General features: G+C 67.4%; 29 protein-coding genes and 1 pseudogene. 15 read left to right on the top strand and 15 right to left on the bottom strand.

Going from position 1 to position 23,738, the window contains the following annotated elements:
• Positions 1–13: 13 nt before the first annotated feature.
• The 4 genes from NGM10_RS09190 to NGM10_RS09175 all read right to left on the bottom strand — a co-directional run bounded on the left by NGM10_RS09190 (position 14) and on the right by NGM10_RS09175 (position 904).
• A complete protein-coding gene (locus tag NGM10_RS09190; protein WP_253477609.1) occupies positions 14–151 on the bottom strand; it encodes a hypothetical protein in 138 nt (45 codons plus the stop codon).
• 94 nt (positions 152–245) lie between these two features.
• Positions 246–485 (bottom strand): hypothetical protein, encoded by a 240-nt coding sequence (locus NGM10_RS09185; RefSeq protein ID WP_253477607.1) that lies wholly within the window; start codon positions 483–485, stop codon positions 246–248.
• Positions 478–738: a hypothetical protein gene (locus NGM10_RS09180; RefSeq protein WP_253477603.1), complete on the bottom strand. Its 261-nt coding sequence runs from the start codon at positions 736–738 to the stop codon at positions 478–480. The genes NGM10_RS09185 and NGM10_RS09180 overlap by 8 nt, the downstream gene beginning before the upstream one ends.
• Positions 731–904 carry a hypothetical protein gene (locus NGM10_RS09175; protein ID WP_253477599.1) on the bottom strand — a complete coding sequence of 58 codons (174 nt, stop codon included), beginning with the start codon at positions 902–904 and terminating at the stop codon, positions 731–733. Before NGM10_RS09175 ends, NGM10_RS09180 begins: the two co-directional genes overlap by 8 nt.
• Before the next feature lie 143 nt (positions 905–1,047).
• Between NGM10_RS09175 and NGM10_RS09170 the strand changes: the two genes are divergently transcribed.
• A complete protein-coding gene (locus NGM10_RS09170; RefSeq protein ID WP_253477595.1) occupies positions 1,048–2,277 on the top strand; it encodes a DUF7405 family protein in 1,230 nt (409 codons plus the stop codon).
• 3 nt (positions 2,278–2,280) lie between these two features.
• Here NGM10_RS09170 and NGM10_RS09165 read toward each other — a convergent pair whose 3' ends face one another.
• From NGM10_RS09165 to NGM10_RS09145, 5 genes are read right to left on the bottom strand one after another with little or no spacing between them, the layout of a single operon-like run.
• Positions 2,281–2,634 (bottom strand): hypothetical protein, encoded by a 354-nt coding sequence (locus tag NGM10_RS09165; RefSeq protein WP_253477590.1) that lies wholly within the window; start codon positions 2,632–2,634, stop codon positions 2,281–2,283.
• Positions 2,631–2,774: a hypothetical protein gene (locus NGM10_RS09160; protein ID WP_253477587.1), complete on the bottom strand. Its 144-nt coding sequence runs from the start codon at positions 2,772–2,774 to the stop codon at positions 2,631–2,633. The genes NGM10_RS09165 and NGM10_RS09160 overlap by 4 nt, the downstream gene beginning before the upstream one ends.
• Complete coding sequence (locus NGM10_RS09155; RefSeq protein WP_253477584.1) at positions 2,771–3,049, bottom strand: hypothetical protein; 279 nt, start codon at positions 3,047–3,049, stop codon at positions 2,771–2,773. The genes NGM10_RS09160 and NGM10_RS09155 overlap by 4 nt, the downstream gene beginning before the upstream one ends.
• A 48-nt stretch (positions 3,050–3,097) precedes the next feature.
• On the bottom strand, positions 3,098–3,931 hold the full coding sequence (locus NGM10_RS09150; protein WP_253477581.1) for a DUF7124 domain-containing protein: 834 nt from the start codon (positions 3,929–3,931) through the stop codon (positions 3,098–3,100).
• A complete protein-coding gene (locus NGM10_RS09145) occupies positions 3,928–5,679 on the bottom strand; it encodes an aldehyde ferredoxin oxidoreductase family protein (RefSeq protein WP_368408621.1) in 1,752 nt (583 codons plus the stop codon). The genes NGM10_RS09150 and NGM10_RS09145 overlap by 4 nt, the downstream gene beginning before the upstream one ends.
• Before the next feature lie 120 nt (positions 5,680–5,799).
• On the opposite strand from NGM10_RS09145, the gene twy1 reads away from it, so the two are divergent.
• Positions 5,800–6,777: a 4-demethylwyosine synthase TYW1 gene (twy1, locus tag NGM10_RS09140; protein ID WP_253477575.1), complete on the top strand. Its 978-nt coding sequence runs from the start codon at positions 5,800–5,802 to the stop codon at positions 6,775–6,777.
• Positions 6,778–6,792: 15 nt separating this feature from the next.
• On the opposite strand, the gene NGM10_RS09135 is transcribed toward twy1, so the two are convergent.
• Positions 6,793–7,239: an ArsR family transcriptional regulator gene (locus NGM10_RS09135; RefSeq protein ID WP_253477572.1), complete on the bottom strand. Its 447-nt coding sequence runs from the start codon at positions 7,237–7,239 to the stop codon at positions 6,793–6,795.
• Between the two features lie 115 nt (positions 7,240–7,354).
• On the opposite strand from NGM10_RS09135, the gene NGM10_RS09130 reads away from it, so the two are divergent.
• From NGM10_RS09130 to NGM10_RS09115, 4 genes are all read left to right on the top strand, one after another.
• Positions 7,355–8,140 carry a DUF8170 family protein gene (locus NGM10_RS09130; RefSeq protein WP_497007310.1) on the top strand — a complete coding sequence of 262 codons (786 nt, stop codon included), beginning with the start codon at positions 7,355–7,357 and terminating at the stop codon, positions 8,138–8,140.
• A 142-nt stretch (positions 8,141–8,282) separates the two neighbouring features.
• Positions 8,283–8,990, top strand: a complete 708-nt coding sequence (locus NGM10_RS09125; RefSeq protein ID WP_253477566.1) for a DUF120 domain-containing protein — start codon at positions 8,283–8,285, stop codon at positions 8,988–8,990.
• Positions 8,987–9,688: a 3,4-dihydroxy-2-butanone-4-phosphate synthase gene (gene ribB / locus NGM10_RS09120; RefSeq protein WP_253477563.1), complete on the top strand. Its 702-nt coding sequence runs from the start codon at positions 8,987–8,989 to the stop codon at positions 9,686–9,688. Before NGM10_RS09125 ends, ribB begins: the two co-directional genes overlap by 4 nt.
• Positions 9,689–9,851: 163 nt before the next feature.
• Positions 9,852–10,787, top strand: a complete 936-nt coding sequence (locus tag NGM10_RS09115; RefSeq protein WP_253477559.1) for a branched-chain amino acid transaminase — start codon at positions 9,852–9,854, stop codon at positions 10,785–10,787.
• Between the two features lie 21 nt (positions 10,788–10,808).
• Here NGM10_RS09115 and NGM10_RS09110 read toward each other — a convergent pair whose 3' ends face one another.
• On the bottom strand, positions 10,809–11,429 hold the full coding sequence (locus tag NGM10_RS09110; RefSeq protein ID WP_253477556.1) for a DUF502 domain-containing protein: 621 nt from the start codon (positions 11,427–11,429) through the stop codon (positions 10,809–10,811).
• Between the two features lie 72 nt (positions 11,430–11,501).
• Positions 11,502–12,338, bottom strand: coding sequence for a proline dehydrogenase family protein (locus NGM10_RS09105; protein ID WP_253477553.1), 837 nt, complete (start codon positions 12,336–12,338; stop codon positions 11,502–11,504).
• Between the two features lie 122 nt (positions 12,339–12,460).
• On the opposite strand from NGM10_RS09105, the gene NGM10_RS09100 reads away from it, so the two are divergent.
• On the top strand, positions 12,461–13,006 hold the full coding sequence (locus tag NGM10_RS09100) for a CDP-2,3-bis-(O-geranylgeranyl)-sn-glycerol synthase (RefSeq protein WP_253477548.1): 546 nt from the start codon (positions 12,461–12,463) through the stop codon (positions 13,004–13,006).
• 76 nt (positions 13,007–13,082) lie between these two features.
• On the opposite strand, the gene NGM10_RS09095 is transcribed toward NGM10_RS09100, so the two are convergent.
• Complete coding sequence (locus tag NGM10_RS09095; protein ID WP_253477545.1) at positions 13,083–14,261, bottom strand: inorganic phosphate transporter; 1,179 nt, start codon at positions 14,259–14,261, stop codon at positions 13,083–13,085.
• Complete coding sequence (locus NGM10_RS09090) at positions 14,261–15,022, bottom strand: hypothetical protein (protein ID WP_253477542.1); 762 nt, start codon at positions 15,020–15,022, stop codon at positions 14,261–14,263. Before NGM10_RS09090 ends, NGM10_RS09095 begins: the two co-directional genes overlap by 1 nt.
• Before the next feature lie 237 nt (positions 15,023–15,259).
• Between NGM10_RS09090 and pyrE the strand changes: the two genes are divergently transcribed.
• The 7 genes and pseudogenes from pyrE (at position 15,260) to NGM10_RS09055 (ending at position 21,125) form a co-directional block, all read left to right on the top strand.
• Positions 15,260–15,781 (top strand): orotate phosphoribosyltransferase, encoded by a 522-nt coding sequence (gene pyrE, locus NGM10_RS09085; RefSeq protein ID WP_253477539.1) that lies wholly within the window; start codon positions 15,260–15,262, stop codon positions 15,779–15,781.
• An 83-nt stretch (positions 15,782–15,864) separates the two neighbouring features.
• Complete coding sequence (locus NGM10_RS09080) at positions 15,865–16,581, top strand: phosphoribosyltransferase family protein (protein ID WP_253477536.1); 717 nt, start codon at positions 15,865–15,867, stop codon at positions 16,579–16,581.
• Between the two features lie 257 nt (positions 16,582–16,838).
• Positions 16,839–18,230: an NCS2 family permease gene (locus tag NGM10_RS09075; protein WP_438267168.1), complete on the top strand. Its 1,392-nt coding sequence runs from the start codon at positions 16,839–16,841 to the stop codon at positions 18,228–18,230.
• Between the two features lie 65 nt (positions 18,231–18,295).
• Positions 18,296–18,639: pseudogene (locus NGM10_RS09070) on the top strand (toxin-antitoxin system TumE family protein).
• Positions 18,640–18,644: 5 nt separating this feature from the next.
• Positions 18,645–19,049, top strand: a complete 405-nt coding sequence (locus NGM10_RS09065; RefSeq protein WP_253477530.1) for an HVO_A0114 family putative DNA-binding protein — start codon at positions 18,645–18,647, stop codon at positions 19,047–19,049.
• A gap of 60 nt (positions 19,050–19,109) precedes the next feature.
• Complete coding sequence (locus NGM10_RS09060; RefSeq protein WP_253477527.1) at positions 19,110–20,546, top strand: aryl-sulfate sulfotransferase; 1,437 nt, start codon at positions 19,110–19,112, stop codon at positions 20,544–20,546.
• Between the two features lie 321 nt (positions 20,547–20,867).
• Positions 20,868–21,125, top strand: a complete 258-nt coding sequence (locus NGM10_RS09055; protein ID WP_253477524.1) for a glutathione S-transferase N-terminal domain-containing protein — start codon at positions 20,868–20,870, stop codon at positions 21,123–21,125.
• 120 nt (positions 21,126–21,245) lie between these two features.
• Here the strand turns inward: NGM10_RS09055 and NGM10_RS09050 are convergent, their stop codons facing one another.
• Complete coding sequence (locus NGM10_RS09050; RefSeq protein ID WP_253477521.1) at positions 21,246–22,205, bottom strand: transcriptional regulator; 960 nt, start codon at positions 22,203–22,205, stop codon at positions 21,246–21,248.
• A gap of 148 nt (positions 22,206–22,353) precedes the next feature.
• Between NGM10_RS09050 and NGM10_RS09045 the strand changes: the two genes are divergently transcribed.
• Positions 22,354–23,640 (top strand): tRNA(Ile)(2)-agmatinylcytidine synthase, encoded by a 1,287-nt coding sequence (locus tag NGM10_RS09045; RefSeq protein ID WP_253477519.1) that lies wholly within the window; start codon positions 22,354–22,356, stop codon positions 23,638–23,640.
• Positions 23,641–23,738 lie beyond the last annotated feature (98 nt).

The following is a 23,738-nucleotide window of genomic DNA, read 5'->3' as shown; positions in this document are numbered from 1 at the left end:
CGCGACGGCACCGTCACTCCTTGCGGAGTGTCAGCTCGCCGTCTACCTCGCCCTTGTTGAGTTCGTTCGGCCAGACCCCGTGGTCGTACACGTCGAACCCGTCGTAGGTCTCGACGCCTTTCGGTCGCCAGCCGCTGTCTTGGTGTGACATGAGCTAACATCGAGTACGGAGACCGATGTGATAAAGCTTCGGTGGCAGGACGCCCGCCGGGCGTCCTGCCGACTCGCTCCGCCCGAGGCGTCGCTCACCGGTCGAACCGGGGTGCGACGAACACGAGGACGAGCGAACCCACGAGCGCGACCGCGACGAGCGGGACGACGACCTCGGCACCCACGACCATGGCCCGCTCCATCAGGAAGTACGCCGTCCAGTTCTTCCGCGATTCGGCGTAGAGGGCGACGGTTCCCACGCCGACGACGAGCGCGAGGAGGCCGACGAGCGGGACGACCCCGAGCAACGAGAGCACGCGGGCCCGCCTACTCATACAGGACCCTCCCCGCGAAGAGCGCGCCCGTCAGCGGGACCAGCACCACCAGGAGCCAGCCGACGAACACGCCGACGTAACTGATGGTGGATTCGAGGTGGATGGACCAGTGCCAGGTCCCCTTGAGTTCGGCGATGACCGCGATGGTCCCAACGACCAGCAGGGCGAGCGCGAGCAGCGAGGCGAGGGCGTAGACGGCCCTCCGGAGATACCCGAGCAGCGTCGGTGCCGTCGCGATGGTTCGTTCAGACATGGTCGGTGTCGGACTCCGTCGTGCGCTCGCCGTACACCCGGTAGGCGTCGTACGCCACCGCGAGGACCACCACCAGTCCCACCGCGAGTATCGGGACGGCGAGCGCCGTGGGTAGCGGCAGGTTCGGTCCCGCGTGCGCGACCGGTGGAATCCCGCCGAGCGCCATTGCACACCGTTTGCACGCCAATCATCAAGAAACCTCTCCCCGCTATCCCCGACGCGGGAACTATCTGAATCGGGATAGTTCGCCGCCGACGGCCCGAACGACGGGGGATGTGTTTTTGGTCGTCGGTGCGTTAGTGCGTAGCCATGACCACCCGGCGGGCGGTGCTCGAACGGCTGGCGGTGCTGTCCGGGACGGTCGGACTCGCGGGCTGCAGTCGCCTCCTCGACCCGTCGGCCGGGGAGGGCGTTCGGGGTCTGGCGGCCAACCCGCACGCCGACTCGCTACCGGAGACGCAGTTCGGCCAGACCGACGCGCTCAGAACCGACGGCGACGGGAACGACATCCAACCGCAGTATCGGCGGGTGCTCCTGCTGTCGCTCGACGCCGAGCCGTCGAACGACGCCGCGCGCACGGTCGAGCGCGCCATGCGCACGCTCGAAGCCGCCTTCGAGTGGGCACCCGACGGCCTCTTTCACGCGCTGGCGTGGGGGACCGACTACTTCGAGCGCATCGACGCCATCGAGAAGTCGCCGATAGAGCGCCCGACCGTCCTCTCGCGGACCGACGACCCCGACCTCCAGTCCTACGACGCGGCGCTCGTCCTGTCGAGCGACACCGCCTCGAACCTCACGAGGGTCGAGAACGCGATGTTCGGGTCGAGCGAGCGACTCGGCGACGCGTCGGTCGAACACCGCCTCGGGGCGGTGTTCTCCGTCGCGGGACGCCGGACCGGGTTCATGGGTGCGGGCCTCCCCCGGGAACACGCCGACGTGGAGGGAGTCCCCGCCGACGCGCTCTCGGCCGACGACCCGATGTTCACCGGCTTCTTCTCCGGCAGGAAGCGGACACAGGCCAGCGAACAGCGCGTGCGAATCGACGGGGGCACCTTCGACGGGGGGACCACCATGCACCTGAGCCACCTGACCGAGGACCTCGACCGGTGGTGGACCGACTTCGACGCCGCCGACAGGGTCACCCACATGTTCTCGCCCGACGTGACCCCCGAAGACGTCGAGTCGTTCGGGACCGACGTGCCGTTCGCCGACGCGGCCCGCGAACACGCCCAGGAACACGGCGTGGTCGGCCACCACGAGAAGGTCGCCCGCGCCCGGAAGGACGGCGAACCGCTGGTGCTGCGGCGGGACTTCAACACGGTCGACGGCGGGCAGGCTGGCGTCCACTTCCTGTCGCTACAGCGCGACATCGCCGACTTCCGGCGGACTCGGCGGGCGATGAACGGCTGGTATCTCCGCGACGAGAACTCGCAGGTCACCGACCGGAAGAACAACGGACTGCTCGAGTTCATCACGGTGCAGTCGCGCGCGAACTTCTACGTCCCGCCACGGAAGGGGCGGGCGTTCCCGTTGCTGTGACGGTCAGCCGTCGTCGGTCGGCGGCGCGTTCGGCGGGCGCTTCGCGTCGTCCTCCAGGAACACCCGCGCGAACAGGCCGACGTGGAGCTTCAGTATCTCGCTCTCGTCGAGGCCGGTCGCCGCCGACTGGTCGGCGAGGAACGCCGCGAGGCCGTCGCTCGGCCGGTGGCGGACGGTCGCGTCCTCGACCTCGAACGACACGTCGGTGGCGTCCGAGACGAGATGTTCGATCTCCAGCAGCGCCTGTTCGACCTTGGTCTCCAGCGCGGTCTCGAAGTCGGTGAGGCGGGCCTCGCTCCACTCCTCGGCGGCCGCCCGGAGTCGGTCGTCGACCTCGAACGTCAGTTCGTCGGTCAAAACGACACCCCCTCGCCCTCGAAGGCGCGCGACCACGTCGTCTCCTCGCCACAGACCGGACACGCCATCCTGACCGACGGGCGGTCCCCCGGCGGGAGCCGGGTCAACTGCCCGCATTCCTCGCACTCGAACTGCGTCATTCTTCGGGGGGCCAGGCCGACGGTCCGGGCGTCGTCTCCCCGAGTTCGGTGTACAGCAACACGAACAGGAGCCCGACGGCCCCCATGACGAGGAGACCGGCGACGCCCGACGCGACCGACGGCCCGACGAACGTTCCCCTCGCGCCCGCCGAGAACGCTTCGGACACCGATATCCAGTCGTACACCGCGAACATCTGCAAGACGGTCCATCCCAGGAAGACGAGCACCGGCAGGGTCACGTACCACGCCTGGTCGAGGGCCGATTTGAGTCCCATGGATATGGTATTAGATAACACGTATCTAAAGGTTTGGGACGATGGCCCTCACGCTCCGTCCGACAGCTCCCAGTCGGCCTTCTCCGCGGCGTCCTCGACGCGAACGAACTCCCAGTCGGCCGCCTCGGCGATGGGCTGCTCGCCGTCGACGCCCACGAGGACCATCCGCTCGGCGTAGAACATCGAGTGTTCGTCGATGTCGGCGAGCCGGTCGGCCGGTCCCTGTCCGGCACCACTGAAGAAGTCGGCGTCGATGCCGTGCTCGCGCTGAAAGGCGTTGATGCGGTGGGCCGGAACGTCGCCGACGATGCCGATCCAGTCGGTCCACGCCCTCGCGTCGACCACCGCGAACCGGGGGTCGTCGAGTCGGCGGGCGGCGGCGAACGAAAGCGCCATCGTCATGTCGTCGACGCCGCCGCCGTGGGGCCCGCTCGCGGCCGAGCCTTCCCGGCCGGGAGCCGCGTCGGGACCCGAATCGGGGTCCACGCCGGACTCCGCGGCTGAGTTCGGGCCGGACTCCGCGTCCGGCCCGGACTCGGCCGGGTCGGCCTCGCCCCCGCGCTCGGCGGCTGGCGCGCCGCCAGCCCCGCCGCTCTCGATTGGAATCCCGACCGGTCGGTCTGCGTTCTCCCGCGGGACGCCCGGAAGGGGGTCGCTATCTCGGGTTTCGGCGTCGAGGTCGGCGTCGAGGTCGGCGTCGGCGTCGTCTCCCGTCCCGGTATCGTGGTCGACCGCGGCGGCGTCGCCGCCGCGGTCGAACCAGCCGTCGTCGGGTTCGTCGTCGGGGTCGCCCTCGCCGCGCCAGAGCCAGTCGCCCCTGTTCGCGCTCGATACCTCCTCGGACTCGACGTCCATCTCGTCCAAGTCGATGCTGTCTGTCATGGCTGTGTGGTCGCGAGTCGCGTCTCGTCGTCGACGGCCTCGTCGAGGCCGAGCCGTTCGACCGTCTCGCGCAGCGGTCGCCCGTCGGGACCCCACCCGCGCTCGGCGTAGTAGGCGTCGAGCATCGCGTCGAAGCGGTCGGGGTCGATGCCCGACCCCGGCCCGTCCGGCGCTTCCGCGAGCGCGGGGGGGAGCTCGTCGTCGGCGCGCGAGACCCCCTCCCGGACGTTGAAGAGCCGGGTCAGCGTCCAGATGCGTTCGCCGACCGTTTCGAGGTCGCCTGCGGTCTCGAGACCGACCGCGTCCAGCCACGCCGCGCCGAGGTCCTCGAACACGTCGCCGACGAAGTCGTCGACGACGAGACACCACAGCACCGACCGCTGGTCCTGCTCGTCGGCGACCGCCCGGGCCGCCCGACGGGGCGTCCAGCCGCCGTCGAACACCTCGCGCTCGACGGTCCGGGCCCGGCGGTGACACGCCCCCCGGTCGCTCGTCGCGTACGCCAGCGCCATGCTCTGGGCCCCTCGGGGGTCGTAGGCGGGCAACTCCATCGCCTTGACCGTCGGGACGAGGTCGTCGCCGTCGTAGCGCTGGCCGACGGCGTCGACGCCGTCGGCCAGCGCGTCGCCGAGGTCGGTCTCGCGGCGCGCGATCTCCGTGAGCAGTTCGCGTGCGCCCGCCGGGTCGCCGAAGTCGAACGCCCGGTCTATCAGGCCCTCCTCGTTGGCGCGGATGGCCCACGCGACCGCGTTCCCGGCGCTGATGAGGTCGAGCCCCAGTCGGTTGCAGGTCTCGCCGATGGCGGCGACCGCGTCGAACTCGTCGATTCCGAGGCCAGCGCCCAGCGACATGGCGGTCGCGCCGCGCGGAATCGTCTCGCCCGCGTCGGTCTCGACCCGGAAGCCGCGCTCGTCGTCGCCCTCGTAGTCGCGTTCGAGGCTACTGGACCGGACCGCGTCGATGCCCACGTCTCCGGCCCCCTCGAACGTCGTCTCCTGCCACCCGCGGGTCGAGAGCGCGCCGACCGCGTCGGCGAAGTCGACCGTCTCGACCGTCCCGCTCGACCGCAACCACTGGCCCGTGTCGCCGTCGCGGTAGCGGTCGGCGTACTCCTCGCGGAGTTCGTCGAGTCCGGTCGGCGGGTCGCCGCGGGCGACGACCGCCTTCAGTCGCTTCGCGCCCATGACCGCGCCCGCCCCGCCGCGACCCGCGTGGTGCTCGCCGCCGTCCGAGGCGATGGTCGCGTACGCCACCCGGTGTTCGCCCGCCGGGCCGATGCACGCGGTCGCCGCGTCCGGGAACGCCTCCGCGGTCGCCGCGGCGTCCTCGCCCCACGTCGTCGCCGGTTCGAGGGTCGCGTCGTCGTCGGCGACGACCAGCCTGACCGGCGAGGACGCCGCCCCCGTGACGAGGACGCCGACGTGGTCCGACAGCGCGCCCGCCAGCGTCTCGGGGAACCGCCCGCCAGCGTACGAGTCGAGGAAGCCGCCGGTCAGCGGCGACTTCGTGACCGCGGCGTAGCGCGACTCGCCCGGGAGCAGTCCCGAGACCGGGCCGAGGAGGAACATGAGGACGTTGTCGGGTCCCAGCGGGTCGGTCCCCGCGTCGAGTTCCTCGTAGAGGTAGCGGGCACCCAACCCCTTGCCACCGACGTAGCGGTGCAACCACGCTTCGGGCACCGCGACGCTCTCGACGGACTCCTCGGTGAGGTCGACCCGGAGAATCCGACCTCGCGTGTGAAGTGCCATCACGTCTCAGTAGACGTGGTGGCGTACAAAAGCGTTGCTCCACACCGAGGAGGCGCGAGCGGGCGGCCGGACGGTCGGAGAAGAAAGAACGTTTTAGGGTTGGACGACATCCAACCGGTAATGAGCGAATCGGACGGGCCCAAACAGGTGGACTCCCCGGAGTACCACAGCGAGAACCACACCGCCGCCCAGACCTGCGGGTGGACCGCCAACGCCCTTCGCGGGGAGGGGAAATGCTACAAGAATATCTTCTACGGCATCGAGTCCCACCGCTGTATCCAGATGACGCCCGTGGTCAAGTGCAACGAGCGCTGTGTGTTCTGCTGGCGCGACCACGCGGGTCACGCCTACGAACTCGGGGACGTCGAGTGGGACGACCCCGAGGCGGTCGTCGACGCCTCGATCCGCCTCCAGAAGAAGCTCCTCTCGGGGTTCGGAGGCAACGACGAGGTGCCCCGCGAGGCGTTCGAAGAGAGCATGGAACCCCGCCACGTCGCCATCAGCCTCGACGGCGAGCCGACCCTCTACCCCTATCTCCCCGAGCTCATCGAGGCGTTCCACGACCGCGACATCACCACCTTCCTCGTGAGCAACGGCACCCGGCCCGACGTGATTCGGGAGTGTGACCCGACCCAGCTCTACGTCAGCGTCGACGCCCCCGAACGCCACACCTTCGACGAGGTGGTCAAGGCGATGGAGGACGACGCGTGGGAGAAACTGGTCGAAACGATGGACGTGCTCGCCGAGAAAGACGAGACGCGAACCGTCCTCCGAACCACGCTCGTCGGCGGTCAGAACGTCGAGAACCCCGACTGGTACGCGGGGTTCTACGAGCGCGCCGACCCCGACTTCGTGGAACTCAAGTCCTACATGCACGTCGGCGAGTCGCGCGACAGAGTCGAACGGTCCTCGATGCTCGACCACGAGGACGTGGTGGCGTTCGCCGAGCGCGTCCGGGAACACATGCCCGACCACGAGTACCTGAAGGAGGTGCCCGTCTCGCGGGTGGCGTTGCTGTCGAAAACGGACGATACGTGGGTGCCGAAGCTGAAGAAGGGAAGCGAGTTCTGGGCGCGGGACCCCGTGACGGGAGACTAATCGGGGTTCGGTGTTCTATTCCATCGAGAGGGCCTCTCGAACCGCGTCGGGGAGTTCGGGCCGTGGTGCGTTCTCGTGTCGCTCGATTTGCTCCGACTTGCGGGTGTTCTCGTACAGTCCTCGCGCGACTGGCACGCCGCGAAGGTACTTGTATTCGTAGAGAATCTCGACACCGCGCTCGGTGAGTCCGTAGAACTTCGAAGGCAGGTCCCGCTTGTCCTCGCTCGGCTCGTAGCGATACAGGTCCAAAATTCCCGCCTCGATGAGATTGTCGAGCTGGTCGCCGATTGCGGCTTTGCTCTTCGGAATCATGTAGTCCAGCTCGTCGAGCGACACGAGGTGTTCCGGGTGTCCGAGCACGAACTGGATGATGAGGTGGCGCGTCTCCTGCGAGAGCAGGTCGAAGATTCGCCGTTGCTCCTCGAACGGCCCGGTGTTACTGGCCGACGAGCTATCGCTCATGCGAGACACTTCGGGCAGACGGGAGATAATACTTTGGGACAACCAATCTGGTTTTCTATGAAATACCCGAATTAGTCGGAAAAATATAAATCGGTCCGGTGCGAGTCGAGACCCGATGGCGGGTCCATCGACACCCCCGAACGCGGATGAAATCGAGACCGCCGTAGACGAAACACTCCACGGTCTCGAACTCGAACCTCACGAGACCGCCGCGATTCTCGGGTTCGCAAACGAAGAGCTATCCCATCTCCAGACGCCGGAAACGACGTACTTCGTCCTCGGAAGCTATCGAGACCCGTACGTCCGCCGACTCAGAACCGTCGAGAACGAACTCAACAGGCGACTCGGCGCGTACGCGTTCGTCATGGGTGACCTCCGGGAAATCGGACTCGACCGACTTCCCGAGTTCCGGATACGGTTCCACCTCTTGGCCGCGTACGCCGACTACGTCGTCGGCGTCTACGAGCAGGACGCAGGGGGTGAGGTGACCGAACTCGGGAAGATCAGCGAAACGCCGTACTTCGACAAGTCGTACGTACTTCCCCGCGACTACTGCTGGATGACCGGCGAGAACTTCGACGGGAAAGCCGACGTCGTCGCCGCCGCGATGTCGGTTTACTACAGCGACGAGCTCACGGACGACGAGAAAGACGACGAACTCGAATCGCTGTCTGCAACCGCGCGAAAGAACGGAGTAGGGGTTTCGAAAGAGGACCTCATCGACGCAGTGCGTGAGCGGGAAAACGATGATACAGCGTCGTATAGCTGGGTTCACCTCAACGAATTTCGCCTCTTCGAGTTACACGACCGGTGCCGACCGTGGGTGCAGGAGTCCGAGCTGCGGGACTCCGTAGCGGTAGTTCCGACACCGACCAGTCGCCCCGATTGGGAAACCGAATGACCGGAGGAGGAGGGCAAAAAATAGGTGTCTGGGCCTCCGAGTTCGGCATCTACAACTGTGCGTCCCCGACCCACACCGTTCCAATTCTGAGAACCGTACCGCATCCGTTATCCTTAAAGCCCGGGCGGTCGGACACTCACCTATGTCAGCAACACGGCCGCGCGCGGTGGGGTACGACGAACTCGCGGCGCTGAAGCTTCTCGCGCTCGACGGGGGGCTGGAGGGGGAGGTCAAGGTCTCGTGTTCGGCCCTCGCGGAGAACCTCGACGCCTCGAATCAGACCGCCTCGCGTCGGCTCCAGCGGCTCGACGACGCGGGGCTCGTCGAGCGCGAGATGGTCAGCGACGGCCAGTGGATCTCGGTCACCGACGACGGCGAGTGGGCCCTCAAACGCGAGTACGAGGACTACCGGCGCATCTTCGAGACGCCCGCCGGGGTGGACCTGACGGGCACCGTCACCAGCGGGATGGGCGAGGGCCGCCACTACATCTCCCTGCCGGGGTACATGGCGCAGTTCGAGGACCGGCTCGGCTACGAGCCGTTCCCCGGCACGCTCAACGTCGAACTCACCGCCGAGAGCGTCCGCGCCCGGTCGGCGATGGAGGCGCTCGACCCCGTGCCCATCGACGGGTGGGAGGACGACGACCGGACCTACGGGCCCGCGGTGTGCTACCCCGCAGTCGTGGAGACGCAGGACGGCGAGGTGTACGAGCGAGCCCACACCATCGCGCCCGAACGGACCCACCACGACGACGACCAGCTGGAGGTCATCGCGCCCGACAAGCTCCGCGAGGAGCTGGGGCTGGCCGACGGCGACCACGTCACCGTCCACGTCGAGGAGGGACCATGAGTCAGGCCGCCGCGGGCGTCGAGGCCGCCATCGAGGCGTTCCGCGAGGGCGAACCGGTCCTCGTCCACGACGCCGCCGACCGCGAGGGCGAGACCGACCTCGTCTATCCCGCGAGCGCGGTGACGCCGGAAGCCGTCTCGCGCCTGCGCAACGACGCAGGCGGGCTCGTCTGCGTCGCGCTCTCGGACGCGGTCGCAGACGCGTTCGACCTGCCGTTCCTCGGCGACGCGCTCGACCACCCCGCGAGCGAGGCCCACGAACTGGGCTACGACGAGCGCTCGTCGTTCTCGCTCCCGGTCAACCACCGCGATACCTACACCGGAATCACCGACGAGGACCGCGCGCTGACCATCACGAAGTTGGCCGAGGCCGCGCGCGAGGCCCAACGCGCCTCGGAAGGAGCGAGCGGTGAAACCGCGAGCGACCCCGAGTCCGTCGAGTTCGCCGCGGAGTTCCGGTCGCCGGGCCACGTCCACCTCCTGCGGGCCGCCCCGAATCTGCTGGCCGACCGCGAGGGCCACACCGAACTCGGAATCGCGCTCGCGGCGGCCGCGGACCGCGAGCCCGCGGTCGTGGTCTGCGAGATGCTCGACGACGAGACCGGCGAGGCGCTCGCGCCCGAGGACGCGCAGGCCTACGCCGAGCGCTACGGGCTGGCGTATCTGGAGGGGTCGGACGTGGTGGAGGCGCTGGGGTAGTCGGTCGGTTCTACGCGGTCGGCGCGCCGTCTCGGTACCGAGACGGCGCGCCGACCGAAATCGCCGGACTCGAAGACCGGAACCGTCGGACTCGAAGACCCGAATCATCGACCGCGACGGAACCGTCAATACTGATAAGGGAGGCCTCCGTCTGTCCGGACGTATGAGCTTCGACGAGATGGACGTGGACACGATCTGGATGGACGGCGAGTTCGTCGACTGGGACGAGGCCCAGATCCACGTCCTCACGCACGGACTGCACTACGGGACGGGCGTCTTCGAGGGCGTGCGCGCCTACGACACCGAGAACGGACCGGCTATCTTCCGGTGGGAGGAGCACCTCGAACGGCTGTACGACTCGTGCAAGCCCTACGACCTCGAAATCGACCACGACCCCGAGGAACTCACCGCGGCGACCAAGCGGCTCATCGCCGAGCAGGACCTCGCGTCGTGTTACATCCGGCCCATCGTCTTCTACGGCTACGACAGCCTCGGGGTCAGCCCGGGCGACAACCCCACTCGAACCGCCATCGCGGCGTGGCCGTGGGGCGCGTATCTGGGCGACGACGCGCTCGAAAACGGCGTCGAAGTGATGGTGTCGTCGTGGCGCAAGCACGCCTCCAGCCAGATTCCGACCAACGCCAAGACGACTGGCCTGTACGTCAACAGCATGCTCGCGGGCGAGGAGGCCCGCCGGAACGGCTACGCCGAGGCCATCGTCCTCAACAAGGAGGGCAACGTCGCCGAGGGACCGGGCGAGAACATCTTCCTCGTCCGCGACGACGAGATCTACACCCCCGGGCTCGCCGAGAGCATCCTCGACGGCATCACCCGCGACACCGTCATCACGCTCGCGGAGGAACTGGGCTACACGGTCCACGAGAACGCGACCATCTCGCGGGGCGAACTCAACACCGCCGACGAGCTGTTCTTCAGCGGGTCGGCCGCGGAGGTCACGCCCATCCGGCAGGTCGACAACGTCGAGATCGGAAACGGCGGGCGCGGTCCCGTCACCGAGGAGATACAGTCGGCGTTCTTCGACCTCGTGGAACGGCGCACCGACGACCACGACGAGTGGTTCACCTACGTCGAGGAGTAGCTCCTCGCGAGGAGACGCCGATTACTGCGGCGGCGGCGACTCCGTTCCGGTCCCCGACTCCCGTTCGTCCTGCACGTCGATGGGGATGCCCGACTCGCTGTTCTCGCCGAATCCGGCGCTCAGGACGCGCGTCAGCGCGTCCTCGACGGTCTCGTCGGTCTCCTCGAAGTCGGCCGGGTCCATCTCGACGACGAAGCCGGTCGTGATGTTGGGTGCGGTCGGCAGGAAGAGCAGTTCCTTGCCGTCGTCGGTCCGCTTGCCGGTCTTGAACGCGGTCATCCGCATGCCGTTCCAGGCCTCGACCTTGACCGGGGCCTGGAGGTCGGTGGTGTCCGACAGGGCGGTCTCGGCCGCCATCTTCGAGGCGTTGTAGATCACCCGCAGGCCCGGGACCCGGTTCATCATGCCGTCGATGGCACCCTCGAACAGCGACCCGACCGCGGTCCGCATCATGTAGCCGACGCTGAGCACCAGCATCCCGAACACGACGATGGTGAGCATGACCTGATAGGCTTCGGTCTCGACGCCGGGCAGCGGGACCTGCGCGATGAGCCTGTACAGCCAGTGGACGATGTAGAGCGTGACGATTATCGGGAGGAGGACGATGAGGCCGCTCGCCGCGTCCCGTTTCCAGGAGGACATTTGTGGAGAACAACCGACCGCAGGAACATAAACTAGATGCTATGCGGCGAGAGCGAGGCGCGACACGCTGGTCTACCGACCCAGCACGGCCCGCAGCGCGAACAGGAGGTTCTCCTTGCGCTCCATCACCCGCCGGTAGAAGTACGACAGCCACTTGCCGCCGTAGGGGACGTACTGCCACACCTCGTACTCGTCGGCGAGGTCGAACTGGGCGTCCTCTCGGACGCCCATCAGCATCTGGACCTCGAAGTCGGTGCCGTACTCGTCGTGGAGTTCCTTCGCGCGCGAAATCATCTTCGGGTCGTGGCTCCCGACCGCGATTCCCCCCTCGAAGTGCTCGAACATGTATTCGAGGTACTCCTCGTAGGCGTCGTCGACCGCCGCCTTCTCCGTGATGGCGACCGACTCGGGTTCGTCGTACGCGCCCTTCACGAGCCGCACCTTCCCCGGCACGTCGGCGAGTCGCTCCAGGTCGTCGGCGGTCCGCCGGAGGTTCGCCTGCACGCAGACGCCGACCCCGCCCTCGTGTCTGCGCGCGAGTTCCTCGTAGGCGTCGAGGGTCGCGTCGGTGGTCGTGTGGTCCTCCATGTCGATCCAGACGAACACGTCGCGGGCGGCGGCGTAGTCGGCGATGCGCTCGACGTTCTCGCGGAACACCTCGGTCCCCGCGTCGAGGCCGATCTGGGAGGGCTTCACCGAGATGCAGGCGTCGAGGTCGGCGCCCTCGATGTCGTCGACGAGCCGGAGGTACGCCTCGGCGTCCTCGTCGGCGGGGCCGCGGTCGTCGTAGTGCTCGCCGAGCAGGTTCAGGATGGCCTTGACGTCCCGGTCGTTGAGTTCGCGAACGTGGTCGAGCGCCTCGGCTGGCGACTCCCCGGCCACGAACCGACTGGCGATGGGCGGTATCATCGGGCGACGGTTTTCGTTCCCACCCCTTTAAACTGCGTTATTCGCCGGTGGGCGACCGGGTTTCGAGACGCCGACGCGGCGAAGGACCGGCGCTTAAGACCCCGGCGTGCGCGTACTCCGACATGAGCCTCTTCGAGACGGTCGCGGTTGCGCTGTGGGCGATGCTCCCGGCCTACGTGCCGAACAACGCCGCGGTGCTGGCGGGCGGCGGTCGCCCGATAGACGGCGGCCGGACGTGGCGTGGTCGGCGGCTCCTTGGCGACGGCAAGACGTGGCGCGGTACCGCGGTCGGCGTCCTCGCTGGCGCGGCGCTGGCGGGCGTCCTGAACGCGGTCGGTCCCGCAGTTTCGTCGGCGCTGGGCGTCGACCTGCCGACCTTCCCCCTCGCCGCCGGGTTCGCGCTCGCGGCGGGGGCCATGCTGGGCGACATCGCCGCCTCGTTCCTCAAGCGCCGGACGGGGCGCGAGCGCGGCGCGGCGTTCCCCGGCCTCGACCAGCTCGACTTCGTGGTCTTCGCGCTCCTGCTGACGTTTCTGTCAGCGCCCGAGTGGTTCGGGTCGGTGTTCACGCTGGAGGTGCTGGCAGTCGTGGTCGTGGTGACGCCGCTTCTGCACGTCGGGACGAACGCCATCGCGTACGCGCTGGGGCTGAAGGACGAGCCGTGGTGAAACTGAATGACGAACCTGATGAAACCGTCTCCGTCGCGGGGGCGCATCGAAAAGAGCGCCGCGCGGAAGACGGCGCTCAGAATCCGAATATCGGGACGAATCTGAAGGTGAGATAGGCTCCGAGCGTCGCTATCGCCGGAACGACGTTCTGCATGAGGACGACCCTGGCGGTCGTCGCGGGGTCGAACAGCGCCCCCGCCTGCGGGAGGTCTTCGGGGTCCTCCTCGCCGATGGGCGGGAGTTCTTCGCCCTCCTCGTCGGAGGCGAGCGCGTTGACCGAGACCGACGAAGCATCCTCGGAGGAGACGGCCTCGGGGAGGGTCATCGGCCGGGTCGCCCGACCCCATCCGAGTCCGATGATGGAGGTCGTCGCGATGATGACGAAACTCGCGGGAATGCCGAGGAGCGAGAGGAAGACGACGAGAGTGGAACTCACCGTGGCCACGACTATCGCGGCCGTCAGCGGCAGTTCCGTGATATCGCTCCCCATCGTTTCTAGGGTCCGGCGGGCGATGGTGAACGCGCCGATTGCGACGGCGACACACCCGAGGAGAATCGCCGGGTTCATCGCCAGATTCCCGCTTCCGACCAGGGGCGCGACCGCGTTGGCGATGTTGGAAGTCCCGGAGCTGAACGCCATCAGACAGCCGATTCCGACGACGGTTATCGTCCCGACCAGTTCCCGGCGGTTGGTCGTCCGGTGGAGGCGCGGGACCGGTAGCGCACCCGAACGGTCGACGGCGAGCAACGGGCCGGGACTGCGCTCGATGGCGACCATGCGGTTGAGTCGCGCGTAGAAGTACCGGCCGATGATCAGCGAAACCCAGAAGCCGATAATCGGCGAGACGACCCACCAAGTGACGATTTCGCCCATGACGGCGAGGTCCAGAGCACCGCCAGCGAGTCCGAGACCCGCGATGGCCCCGACGGCCGTCATCGAAGTCGAGGCGGGCACGCCGAAGACGTTGCCCACGAACAGCGCGATTCCGATAAAGAACAGCACCGCGATAGACGATTCGAGCGTGAACACGCCGGGGTCGATGACGAGTTCGGTTCCGAGTTTCGTCACGACGTTCCGGCCGATGGTCCAAGCACCGAGGAAGAAGAACAGACCCATCAACGCCGCGGCGCTGGTCTTCGAGACCGCGTCCGCGCCGACGGCCGGGCCGAACGCCGGACCAGTCGTCGCACCACCGATGTTGTACGCGACGAACATCGCGACGAGGACGCCGAGGACGAGCAGGAACTCGACCATCAGTTACTCTCGCCCTCGCTTTCGTCGCTCTCGGGGTCGTCCTCTGCGGACTCGAGTTGCTCCTCCAACGTCTGCTCGACGGTCTCGCTCACTTTCTTCTCGACGGTCTCATCGACTCTCTTCTCGACCGTTTCGCCGACCGTCTCTTCGACCGTTTCGCTGACTTTCTTCTCGACGGTCTCGCCGACCGTCTCTTCGACCGTGTCGCCGACCGTCTCCTCGACCGTCTGTTCGACGGTTTCCCCGACCGTCTGTTCGACCGTGTCGCCGACCGTCTCCTCGACCGTCTGTTCGACCGTGTCGCCGACCGTCTCCTCCACGGTCTCCTCGACGGTCGCGCTGACTTTCTCCTCGACGGCGAGACCGACCGTCTCGTCGGCCGTCTCGTCGACGGACTTCTTCACAGTTTCATCGACGGTCTTCGCGACCGTGTCGCCGACGGATTTCTCCACAGTTTCGTCGACGGTCTTCGCGACCGTGTCGCCGACCGTCTCGTCGACGGACTGCTTCACGGTTTCATCGACGGTCTTCTCGACCGTGTCGCCGACCGTCTCTTCGACCGTCTCTCTGACCACCGTCGTCATCCAGTCGGGGTCGAACCGGGCCATCTTCCAGACGACGTGGGTGAGATACGAGAGAAGGACGCCGAAACCGAACGCGATTCCGACGGCGTAGTCGGTGACGACGATCAAGCCGACCGAGACAGCGATCAACAGACCGTACACGAGGTCGATAATCGAGTCGACGCGAGTCGGGTTCATAGCCCTTCCAGGAGGTCTCCGGAGCATTCAGTCGCGCGTCCGTTCCGCCGTCCATGAAATAGTAGAAAACGCATGTGTATCCGTATAAAATGGCTCTCCGCTGAAGTACTTTATCAAAGACGCTAAAACGCTGAGTGGGGTCTCGGTACCAATTCGAAAGTACCGACGGGTCGGGTCCCGGAGAGGAGCTACAGCAAAGGACACAGTTTATCACGCAAGCACCCCCGTCTTCCCACAATGGCGAACGAGGAACTCATCGCGGCGCTTCAGGACGCCGACGCGGTCAGGTACGGCGATTTCGAGCTCTCGCACGGCGGCACCAGCGACTACTACGTCGACAAGTACCTCTTCGAGACCGACCCCGACTGCCTCCAGTTGATCGCCGAGGCGTTCGCAGAACGCGTCGGCGAGACGAAGTTGGCGGGCGTCGCGCTCGGCGGCGTCCCCCTCGTCGCGGTCACGAGCGTCGAGACCGGCAACCCCTACGTCGTCGCGCGCAAGCAGAAGAAGGAGTACGGCACCGCCAACCTCGTCGAGGGACGACTCGACGAGGGCGAGGAGGTCGTCGTCCTCGAAGACATCGCCACGACCGGCCAGAGCGCTGCGGATGCGGTGGAGGCCCTGCGCGAGGCGGGCGCGACCGTGAACCGCGTTCTCGTGGTCGTGGACCGCGAGGAGGGCGCGACCGAGAACCTCGCGAAGTACGACGTGGAACTCGAATCGCTACTGACCGCCTCGGACCTGCTGGACGCCGAGTAGGGTTGGCCGATTGTGTAGGGTTGCGAACTCTCCGTTCGAGTTACTTCGGGGTATTCAAGTTCGTGGAATGACTGTGCGCGGGTATGAACCGCGCAGAGAAGGCGACCCTGCAACTGCAGGCGGTCGCCGTCCTCCGGATGCTGAAGGAGACGCGAACCTACGACGAACTCGCCGAGGTGACGGGCCTTCCCGCGGGCGACCTGAACCGGTACGTCAACGGCCACGTCCTGCCGAGCGTCGACCGCGCGAAGGCGGTCGTCGGCGGCGTCGGCCGCGAGGAACTCGCGGCCGAACTCGAAGCCCGGATTCGGGTGGACGAGGAGGGATACGTCGACAACTCCGAGGTCGTCTTCGACCAGGCCTTCCTCGACCTCGTCGCGCCGGTCGCCGCCGAGACGTTCGGATTCGACCGGCCGGACGTGGTGTTGACCGCCGCCACCGACGGCATCACCCTCGGCGCGGCGATGGCGGAGTACTTCGACGCCCGCATCGCGTACGCCAAGAAGTCCAAGGAGACCGCGGTCGAGGAGTTCATCGAGTCGCGCCAGCGCCTCCAGTCGGGCATCGAGTTGACGTACTACCTGCCCGCCTCCGCCATCGGCGAGGGCGAGACGGTGCTGGTCGTCGACGACCTCATCCGGTCGGGCGAGACCCAGGAGTTGCTTCTGGACATCGTCGACCGGGCCGACGGCCGCGTCGGCGGCGTGTTCGCGCTCATCGCGGCGGGCGAGGAGGGCATGAAGCGCGCGGAGGGACGGACCGACGCGCCGGTCGGCGCGCTGACCACCTTCGAGGAGTGACGACGGCGGAGTCGTCGATCCGGCGGCGTTCGTATCCACAGACGTGCGTCGTTTGTCGGAATATCGCCCCCAATTCCGGAGTTTTGATACAAATTTGTGCATAATTGTGGCGTTTCTATGGGAACCGTTAAGTAGGCTTTCGCGAGTATGCTCATTCGTGCATCATGGGAGCTAACGAATCCAGCGCCGACGACCCGTCCTCGGGGTCGTCGGGCGCGCTCGCGGAGTTCTTCGACTTCGAGGAGCACGGCACGAACATGCGGACGGAGGTGCTCGCGGGGCTGACCACGTTCCTGACGATGAGCTACATCGTCGTGGTCAACCCGGCCATCCTCTCGGCGGCCATCCAGCCCGAAGGTATCGGTCCCGACCGGACCTTCCAGATGCTCGCGGTGGTCACCATCATCGCCGCCGCGACCGCGACGCTGGTGATGGCGCTGTACGCCAAGCGACCGTTCGCGCAAGCGCCGGGGCTCGGACTGAACGCCTTCTTCGCGTTCACCGTGGTCCTCGGTCTCGGCATCGACTGGCAGGTCGCGCTCGCCGCGGTCGTGGTCGAGGGAATCGTCTTCGTGGCGCTCACCGCGGTCGGCGCGCGCAAGTACATCATCCGGCTCTTTCCCGAACCCGTCAAGCTCTCGGTCGGCGCGGGTATCGGGCTCTTCCTCGCCATCATCGGTCTCGAAGAGATGCGGGTCGTCGCGGGCGACGGCTCGACCTTCGTCACCTTCAACCCCGTGTTCGCCTCCGACCCCGTCGCGGTCGTCTCGGTGGTCGGACTCTTCCTGACGCTCGCGCTCTACGCTCGGGGCGTCCGCGGGTCCATCATCTCGGGCATCGTCCTCACGTCGATTCTGGGCTACGCCGCCAGCGCGCTGGGCTACTCGGCCTACCCGACCGACGACTCTGCGCTCGAAGAGATGGGCGTCAGCCTCCTCGACGTCGCGCTCGTGCCCGACGCGCCCATCACCTACGACGCCGCGAGCTACAACATCGCGCCGCTGGCGGGCGCGTTCATCGAGGGGCTCGGGAACATCGAGGCGTTCTCGTTCGCGCTCGTCGTGTTCACCTTCTTCTTCGTGGACTTCTTCGACACCGCGGGAACGCTGACGGGCGTCTCGCAGGCCGCGGGCTTCCTCGACGAGGACGGCAACCTCCCCGAGATAGAAAAGCCCCTGATGGCCGACGCGGTCGGGACCACGGTCGGCGGGATGCTCGGCACTTCGACGGTCACGACCTACATCGAATCCGCGACGGGCGTCGAGGAGGGCGGTCGGACCGGGATGACCGCGCTCGTGGTCGCGCTCCTGTTTCTGGCGTCGCTGGCGGTCGTCCCGCTGGCGGTCGCGATTCCCACCTACGCCTCCCACCTTGTCCTCGTGGTCGTGGGCATCATCATGCTCTCGAACGTCGCCGAAATCGCGTGGGACGACATCACCTACGCCATCCCGGCCGCGCTCACCATCTTCGTGATGCCGTTCACGTTCTCCATCGCGTACGGCATCGCCGCGGGCATCGTCTCGTACCCCGTGGTCAAGCTCGCCGCGGGCGAACTCGACGACACCCGACTCGGCCACTGGCTGCTCGCGGGCGCGTTCGTGGTCTACTTCTTCGTGCGCACGAGCGGCGTTCTCGCGGGGAGCGTGTAGGACGCTCGCGTTGGCGGAACGACCAGCACTTTTTTGCCGTTGGCTGGCGAACCAACATACGTGAGATGGCACCGACGGCAGACGACCTCGACGGGTTCGACCGGTCGCACGTCTACGACGACGGGACGGTGGTACGGCTGTCGATTCGCCGGACAGAGGACGACGCGTATCCGTCGGGTGGCGGTACACGCTCCACTACGGTTCGCTCACACCCGGCCCGAAGACGCTGGACGACGGAACGGTCCGTCGCTACGATAACGCCCACGAAGACACGAAGGGTCACGAACTCCACGTCGCACCGGACCCGGAACCCAATCACGTCGAGTTTCCCGGGATGGCGGAACTCTACGAGCGGTTCTGGGACGAGATTCCGAAGCCGCGATTCGGACCATCGAACACGAACGGGTGATATTCATGGCTAACGACAAGAGCGTACTTCTGGTCACCATCGGAGACGGTGACGGTCTCTACGAGGAGGGCCGCGAGGCGGTTCGAAAACTCAGCGACGGCGAACCCGTCGAGCAGTTAGCGACGATAACGTTCTCGAACGCCGAGCAGTTGGGTGACGTGTTCAACGAGCGCACCTACACGCTCCTGCAGGTCATCCGGGACGAACGGCCCGGGAGTATCCGCGAGACCGCACGGCTCGTCGGTCGTGACGTGAAGAACGTCCACCAGGAACTGACGGCTCTCGAAGCGCTGGGAATCGTTCGCTTCGACGACGACGGGCAGTCCAAGCGCCCCGTATTCCCCTACGACGACCTCGTCATCAGCCCGTTCGCGAACGATAACGGCGGGACCACGGCCGCGGCCCCGTAGGTGAACGGCGGTCTCGCCCGCGACCGTACCTTTAACCGACCCCCGCGCGAGATAACTGACATGAACCTCCCGAGTCGCCCGCTCTCGCGGCGATGGCTGGTCCGCGGGGTCGTCGCGCTGGTCGTCGTTCTCCTCGTCGCGCCCGCGACCATCTCGGGCGTGACCTACGTCCTCACCGACGAGGACCCCGGGAACCTCCGGGCGTCGGTCGACGAGCCCGCGAACGGAACGACCATCATCTCGATTCAGGGCTTTCACTTCCAGGGGATGGCCAACGAGAACAAGCCCGCGCGCCTCGTCGCGGTCGGCCCCCGCGGCGAGGTCGAGTGGGTCCACGACGGCTCCGGGTTCGACGCGACGTGGTTCTACGACGTGGACCCCCTCGACAACGGACACCTGCTCGTGACCGCCACCGCGGAGGGCGAGACGCTGGTGTACGAACTCGACCCCGACACCCAGGAGCGCGTCTGGACCGAGCGGCTCCCAATCGCCGACACCCACGACGTGGACCTCATCAACGACGACGAACTGCTGGTCGCCAACATGCGCGAGGACGGCAAGGACGACCGGCTGTTCGTCTACAACCGGACGCGGGGCGAAATCGTCTGGGAGTGGCGCTTCGACGACCACTACCCCGAGGACGTGGGCGGCCCCTCGAACGACTGGACCCACGTCAACGACGTGGACAAGATAGACGAGGGCGAGTACCTCGCCTCGCCCCGGAACTTCGACCAGGTCATCGTCGTGAATCGCTCGACCGACGAGATAGAGATGCGACTCGGCGAAGACGACGACCACGACACCCTCTACGAGCAACACAACCCGATGTACCTCGAAAGCGAGGACGGCGACCCGACCGTCCTCGTCGCCGACAGCGAGAACGACCGCATCGTCGAGTACGAGCGCGAGGGCGGCGGGGACGGCGAGACGGGGACCGACGGCGAGTGGACTCGGACGTGGAGCATCGGAACCGAGGGCCTCAGCTGGCCCCGCGACGCCGACCGACTGCCCGACGGCGACACCCTCGTCGTGGACACGATGAACCAGCGCGTGTTCGAGACCACGCCCGAGGGCGAGGTCGTCTGGGAGTTCCGCGCACCGTGGGCACCCTACGACGTCGAGCGGATGCAGCTGGGCGACGAACCCGGCGGCCCGACCGCCACCGACATGAACGCGTCCGGCGACCACGACCTGACCGGGAGTAGCCTGTCGGTCCGAGACGGCGAGGGCGTCTCGTTCTGGACGGTCGAGACGTTCGAGGACACGCCGGTCGAGGCGCAGGCCACCGAGTTCGCCCGGACGTGGGCCCACGTCACGCCGTGGATTCGGCCCGTGTGGATGACCGGCTGGGAGTTCCTCGCGCTCATGGTCGGTAGCGTCGCGGTGGTCGGCTGGGGCCTCGGCGAAGTCGTGTACCAGCGCCGCCGGATTCGACGCGGGGTCTCGTCGCTCACCGGGAAGGTGACCGAGTGGAACGACCGGCGCGGCGCGGAGTGAGCGGGAGACGGCGGATTTCGTGTATTCTCGTGTTCACCTCGGCGCGCGGAATCGCGGCCCGCGGTTTGGGCCGCGATTCTCGTGCGAGGGACGAGGACCGCAACGCCGAACGGAGTGAGGCGTGAGGACCGCAGTCGGTTGGGGAGGGTGTGGTTGCGGTCTCTCCTAGGTACCGGGAGTAGCTAGCTTCTCGCCGTTCGGACAGAAAGCGGTGTTACCGATAAAGACCGAAAAACGACACTGAAACATCGACTCCCGAAAGTCGCGTCACGCGCTTCCGCCACCATCACGCTCTTACCGACGAGGCCACTACCCACGGACATGGCGAACCTCGAACTGTACGAACTCGACGGCTGTCCCTACTGCGCGAAGGTCGTGAACAAGCTCGACGAACTCGGCCTCGACTACGAGTCCCACGAGGTCGCCTCCTCGCACGCCGAGCGCGACGAGGTAGAGGCGGTCAGCGGTCAGACCGGCGTGCCGGTGCTGGTCGACGAGGAGAATGGCGTCGAGGGGATGGCCGAGAGCGACGACATCGTGGCGTATCTCGAAGAGACGTACGGCGACGGCGCGGCGTAGACGGGCGACGGTCTCGGATTTTTCGGTCGAACGGCGTCGATGGCTAGCGGCTGTGTAGAGACGGCGACGAGTGCGCAAGCCCCACGAGTCCAGAAACCGCCGCGAACGTCCGACCGAAGTTCAGGCCGGTCCCTCGGCCCGTTCGCGAATCAGATCCCGTAGCTCGTCGGGGTCGTCGATGTCCTCCAGTTCCTCGCGTTCGACCAGTCCGGTCCCGTCGACGTTCTCGCGCTTGGCCTCGTCGACGAAGTAGACCGACCGGGTGTGAGCGACGCGGCCGATAGAGCTCATGATGCGGGCGCGCTTCTCGGCGGCCTTGGTGAACGCCGAGTGGCCGGTCAGGACGTTCTCGTGGCTGTCCTCGTCCTCGCTGACCGTCTTGAAGGGTGCCCGAATCGTGGGGTGGACCTCGAAGCCCGCGCGGGTCAGCACGGTGACGATGCGCTCGTCGTCGCTCTCGGGTTCGGGGTCCTCCGGGGTGGGGTCGCCCTCTCGGACCTCCTCGGCCCCGTCGAGCACGTCGACGGGACTGGTGAGGTCGTCCTCGAACATCTCTTCGAGTTCGAGCGCCACCTCGACGCTGGCGTTCATGCCGTCCTCGTACTTCGAGACGGTGCGCCGCGAGACGCCGAGTTCCGAGGCGAGTTGGCCGAGGCTCCAGCCGCGCTCCTCGCGCTCGTCGCGGAGGATGTCGCCGTCGATGTTGACGTAGAGGCCGCCCGGCGCGGCGTAGACCAGCGGTGCCATGTCCTCGACGAACAGCTCCATCGCCGTGTCGGGGCTGAAGACGGGGACGCCGTGGCGGAAGTAGACGACGCCCGGTTCGAGGTCCTCGTCGCGGGTCCGGAGGCCGACGACCAGCGGCGTGGCGTCGAGGTACTCGCCGAGCCGCCGCATCTCCAGTCCGGTCGCGCCGTCGAACGCGTCGACGTTCGCCAGCACCTTCAACAGCAACAGGTCCCGACCGCGTCGCGCCGCCACGTCGAAGCTCTTGGGCCGGATCGCACACCGGTCGCTCACGGAGAACCCCGCGTCCTCCAGCATCGCGGTCACGTTCCCGACCAGTGCGGACCGGGACATATCCGCATGTAAGTGATTCCCCTATATATGCGTTGTGTCGAGCGTCCCGGTCGCGGCTTGCGATTGGCGTCTCAGGCTTCGACACCTAGACGGAGCGGGCGGCCGGTCGTCCGAAAGTCGTTAATCGCCCGCGTCCCAAGCGCGAGTAGTGACCGTCATCGGCGTGGACGACACCGATTCCCGCGAACGCGGGATGTGCACGACCTACCTCGCGGCCCGAATCGCCGAGCGCGTTCGCGAGTCGGCGAGCGTCGAGCGACTGCTCCTCGTCCGACTCAACCCCGCGGTCGAGCACAAGACCCGCGGGAACGCCGCGCTCGCGGTCCACACCGACGCCGACCCCGAGGTCGCCTTCGAACTCGCCCGCGAGGAGGTGGCGCGGGCGGCCGAGACCGACGACCCCCGGACGAGTCCGGGGCTGGTCGTCGCGCCGGGCGACCCGGATGCGGTTCCGGAAGCGGTCGCCGACTTCGCCCGCGAGGCGGTCCGGGACCACCACGCAATCGCCGACGCCGAGGAACTGCTCGCGAACGCGGGCTACCGCGCCGACGGATGGAAAGAGGGCCGCGGGAAGATCGGGGCCCTGGCGGCGGTCGGCGCGTGGCGAGCGTTCGGCGGCGACCGGGGCGAGTGGACCTACGAGTGCATCACGTACCGCGAGCGCGACCGGTGGGGGACCCCGCGGGAGGTGGACGCCGACTCGGTCTTCGCGGCCGCGAACGACGCCTACCCCGTGGTGTGGGACACCGTGGACCGCGAGACGGGCGAACTGGTCTGTGTCCCCCACACGCCGGGACCCATCCTCCACGGCATCCGGGGCGACGACCCCGACGCCGTCGGCCGGGTCGCGGCGGCCATCGAGAGCGAACCGGTCGAGCGCCGCGCGCTGTTCGTGACGAATCAGGGCACCGACGCCCACATCCGGGACGCCGAGAGCGTCGGAGCGGTCGAGGACGGCCGGAGCTATCGGGTCTCGGGCGCGGTCGCGACCGCGCCCGAGACCCGCCGGGGCGGCCACGTCTTCTTCGACCTCGCCGACCCCGAATCGGGTGCCGAAATCGGGTGCGCCGCCTTCGAACCCACCAAGCGGTTCCGCGACCGCGTGCGGGACCTCCGCCCCGGCGACCGCATCACCGCCTGCGGGGAGGTCGCGGCGGGGACCCTGAAGCTCGAGAAGTTCGCACTCCGGGACCCGAACCGGACCGAACTCGTCACCCCCGACTGCCCGGAGTGCGGCCGGTCGATGGAGAGCGCGGGGGCCGGACAGGGCTACCGGTGTCGGGACTGCGCGACGACCGCGCCGGGGAAGGTCGAGCGCGAGGTCCCCCGGGAACTCGAACCAGGGTGGTACGAGGTGCCGCCGGAAGCGCGCAGGCACGTCGCCAAGCCGCTGGTCCGGGGCGGGTTCGACGCGCCGACTCACCCCGAGAAGTGACCGTCGCGGTGGGAGGGCGAGCGAGTCGGGGCGACTCAGAGAGCGGTCGGTCGAATCGAGTCTCCGGCGACCGAGGTCGCCGGAGACTCGCGAGCCGA

This window comes from Halorussus salilacus (genome assembly GCF_024138125.1).
GTDB classification, from domain to species: Archaea; Halobacteriota; Halobacteria; order Halobacteriales; family Haladaptataceae; genus Halorussus; species Halorussus salilacus.
This window is presented reverse-complemented; position numbering and strand designations above follow the sequence as displayed.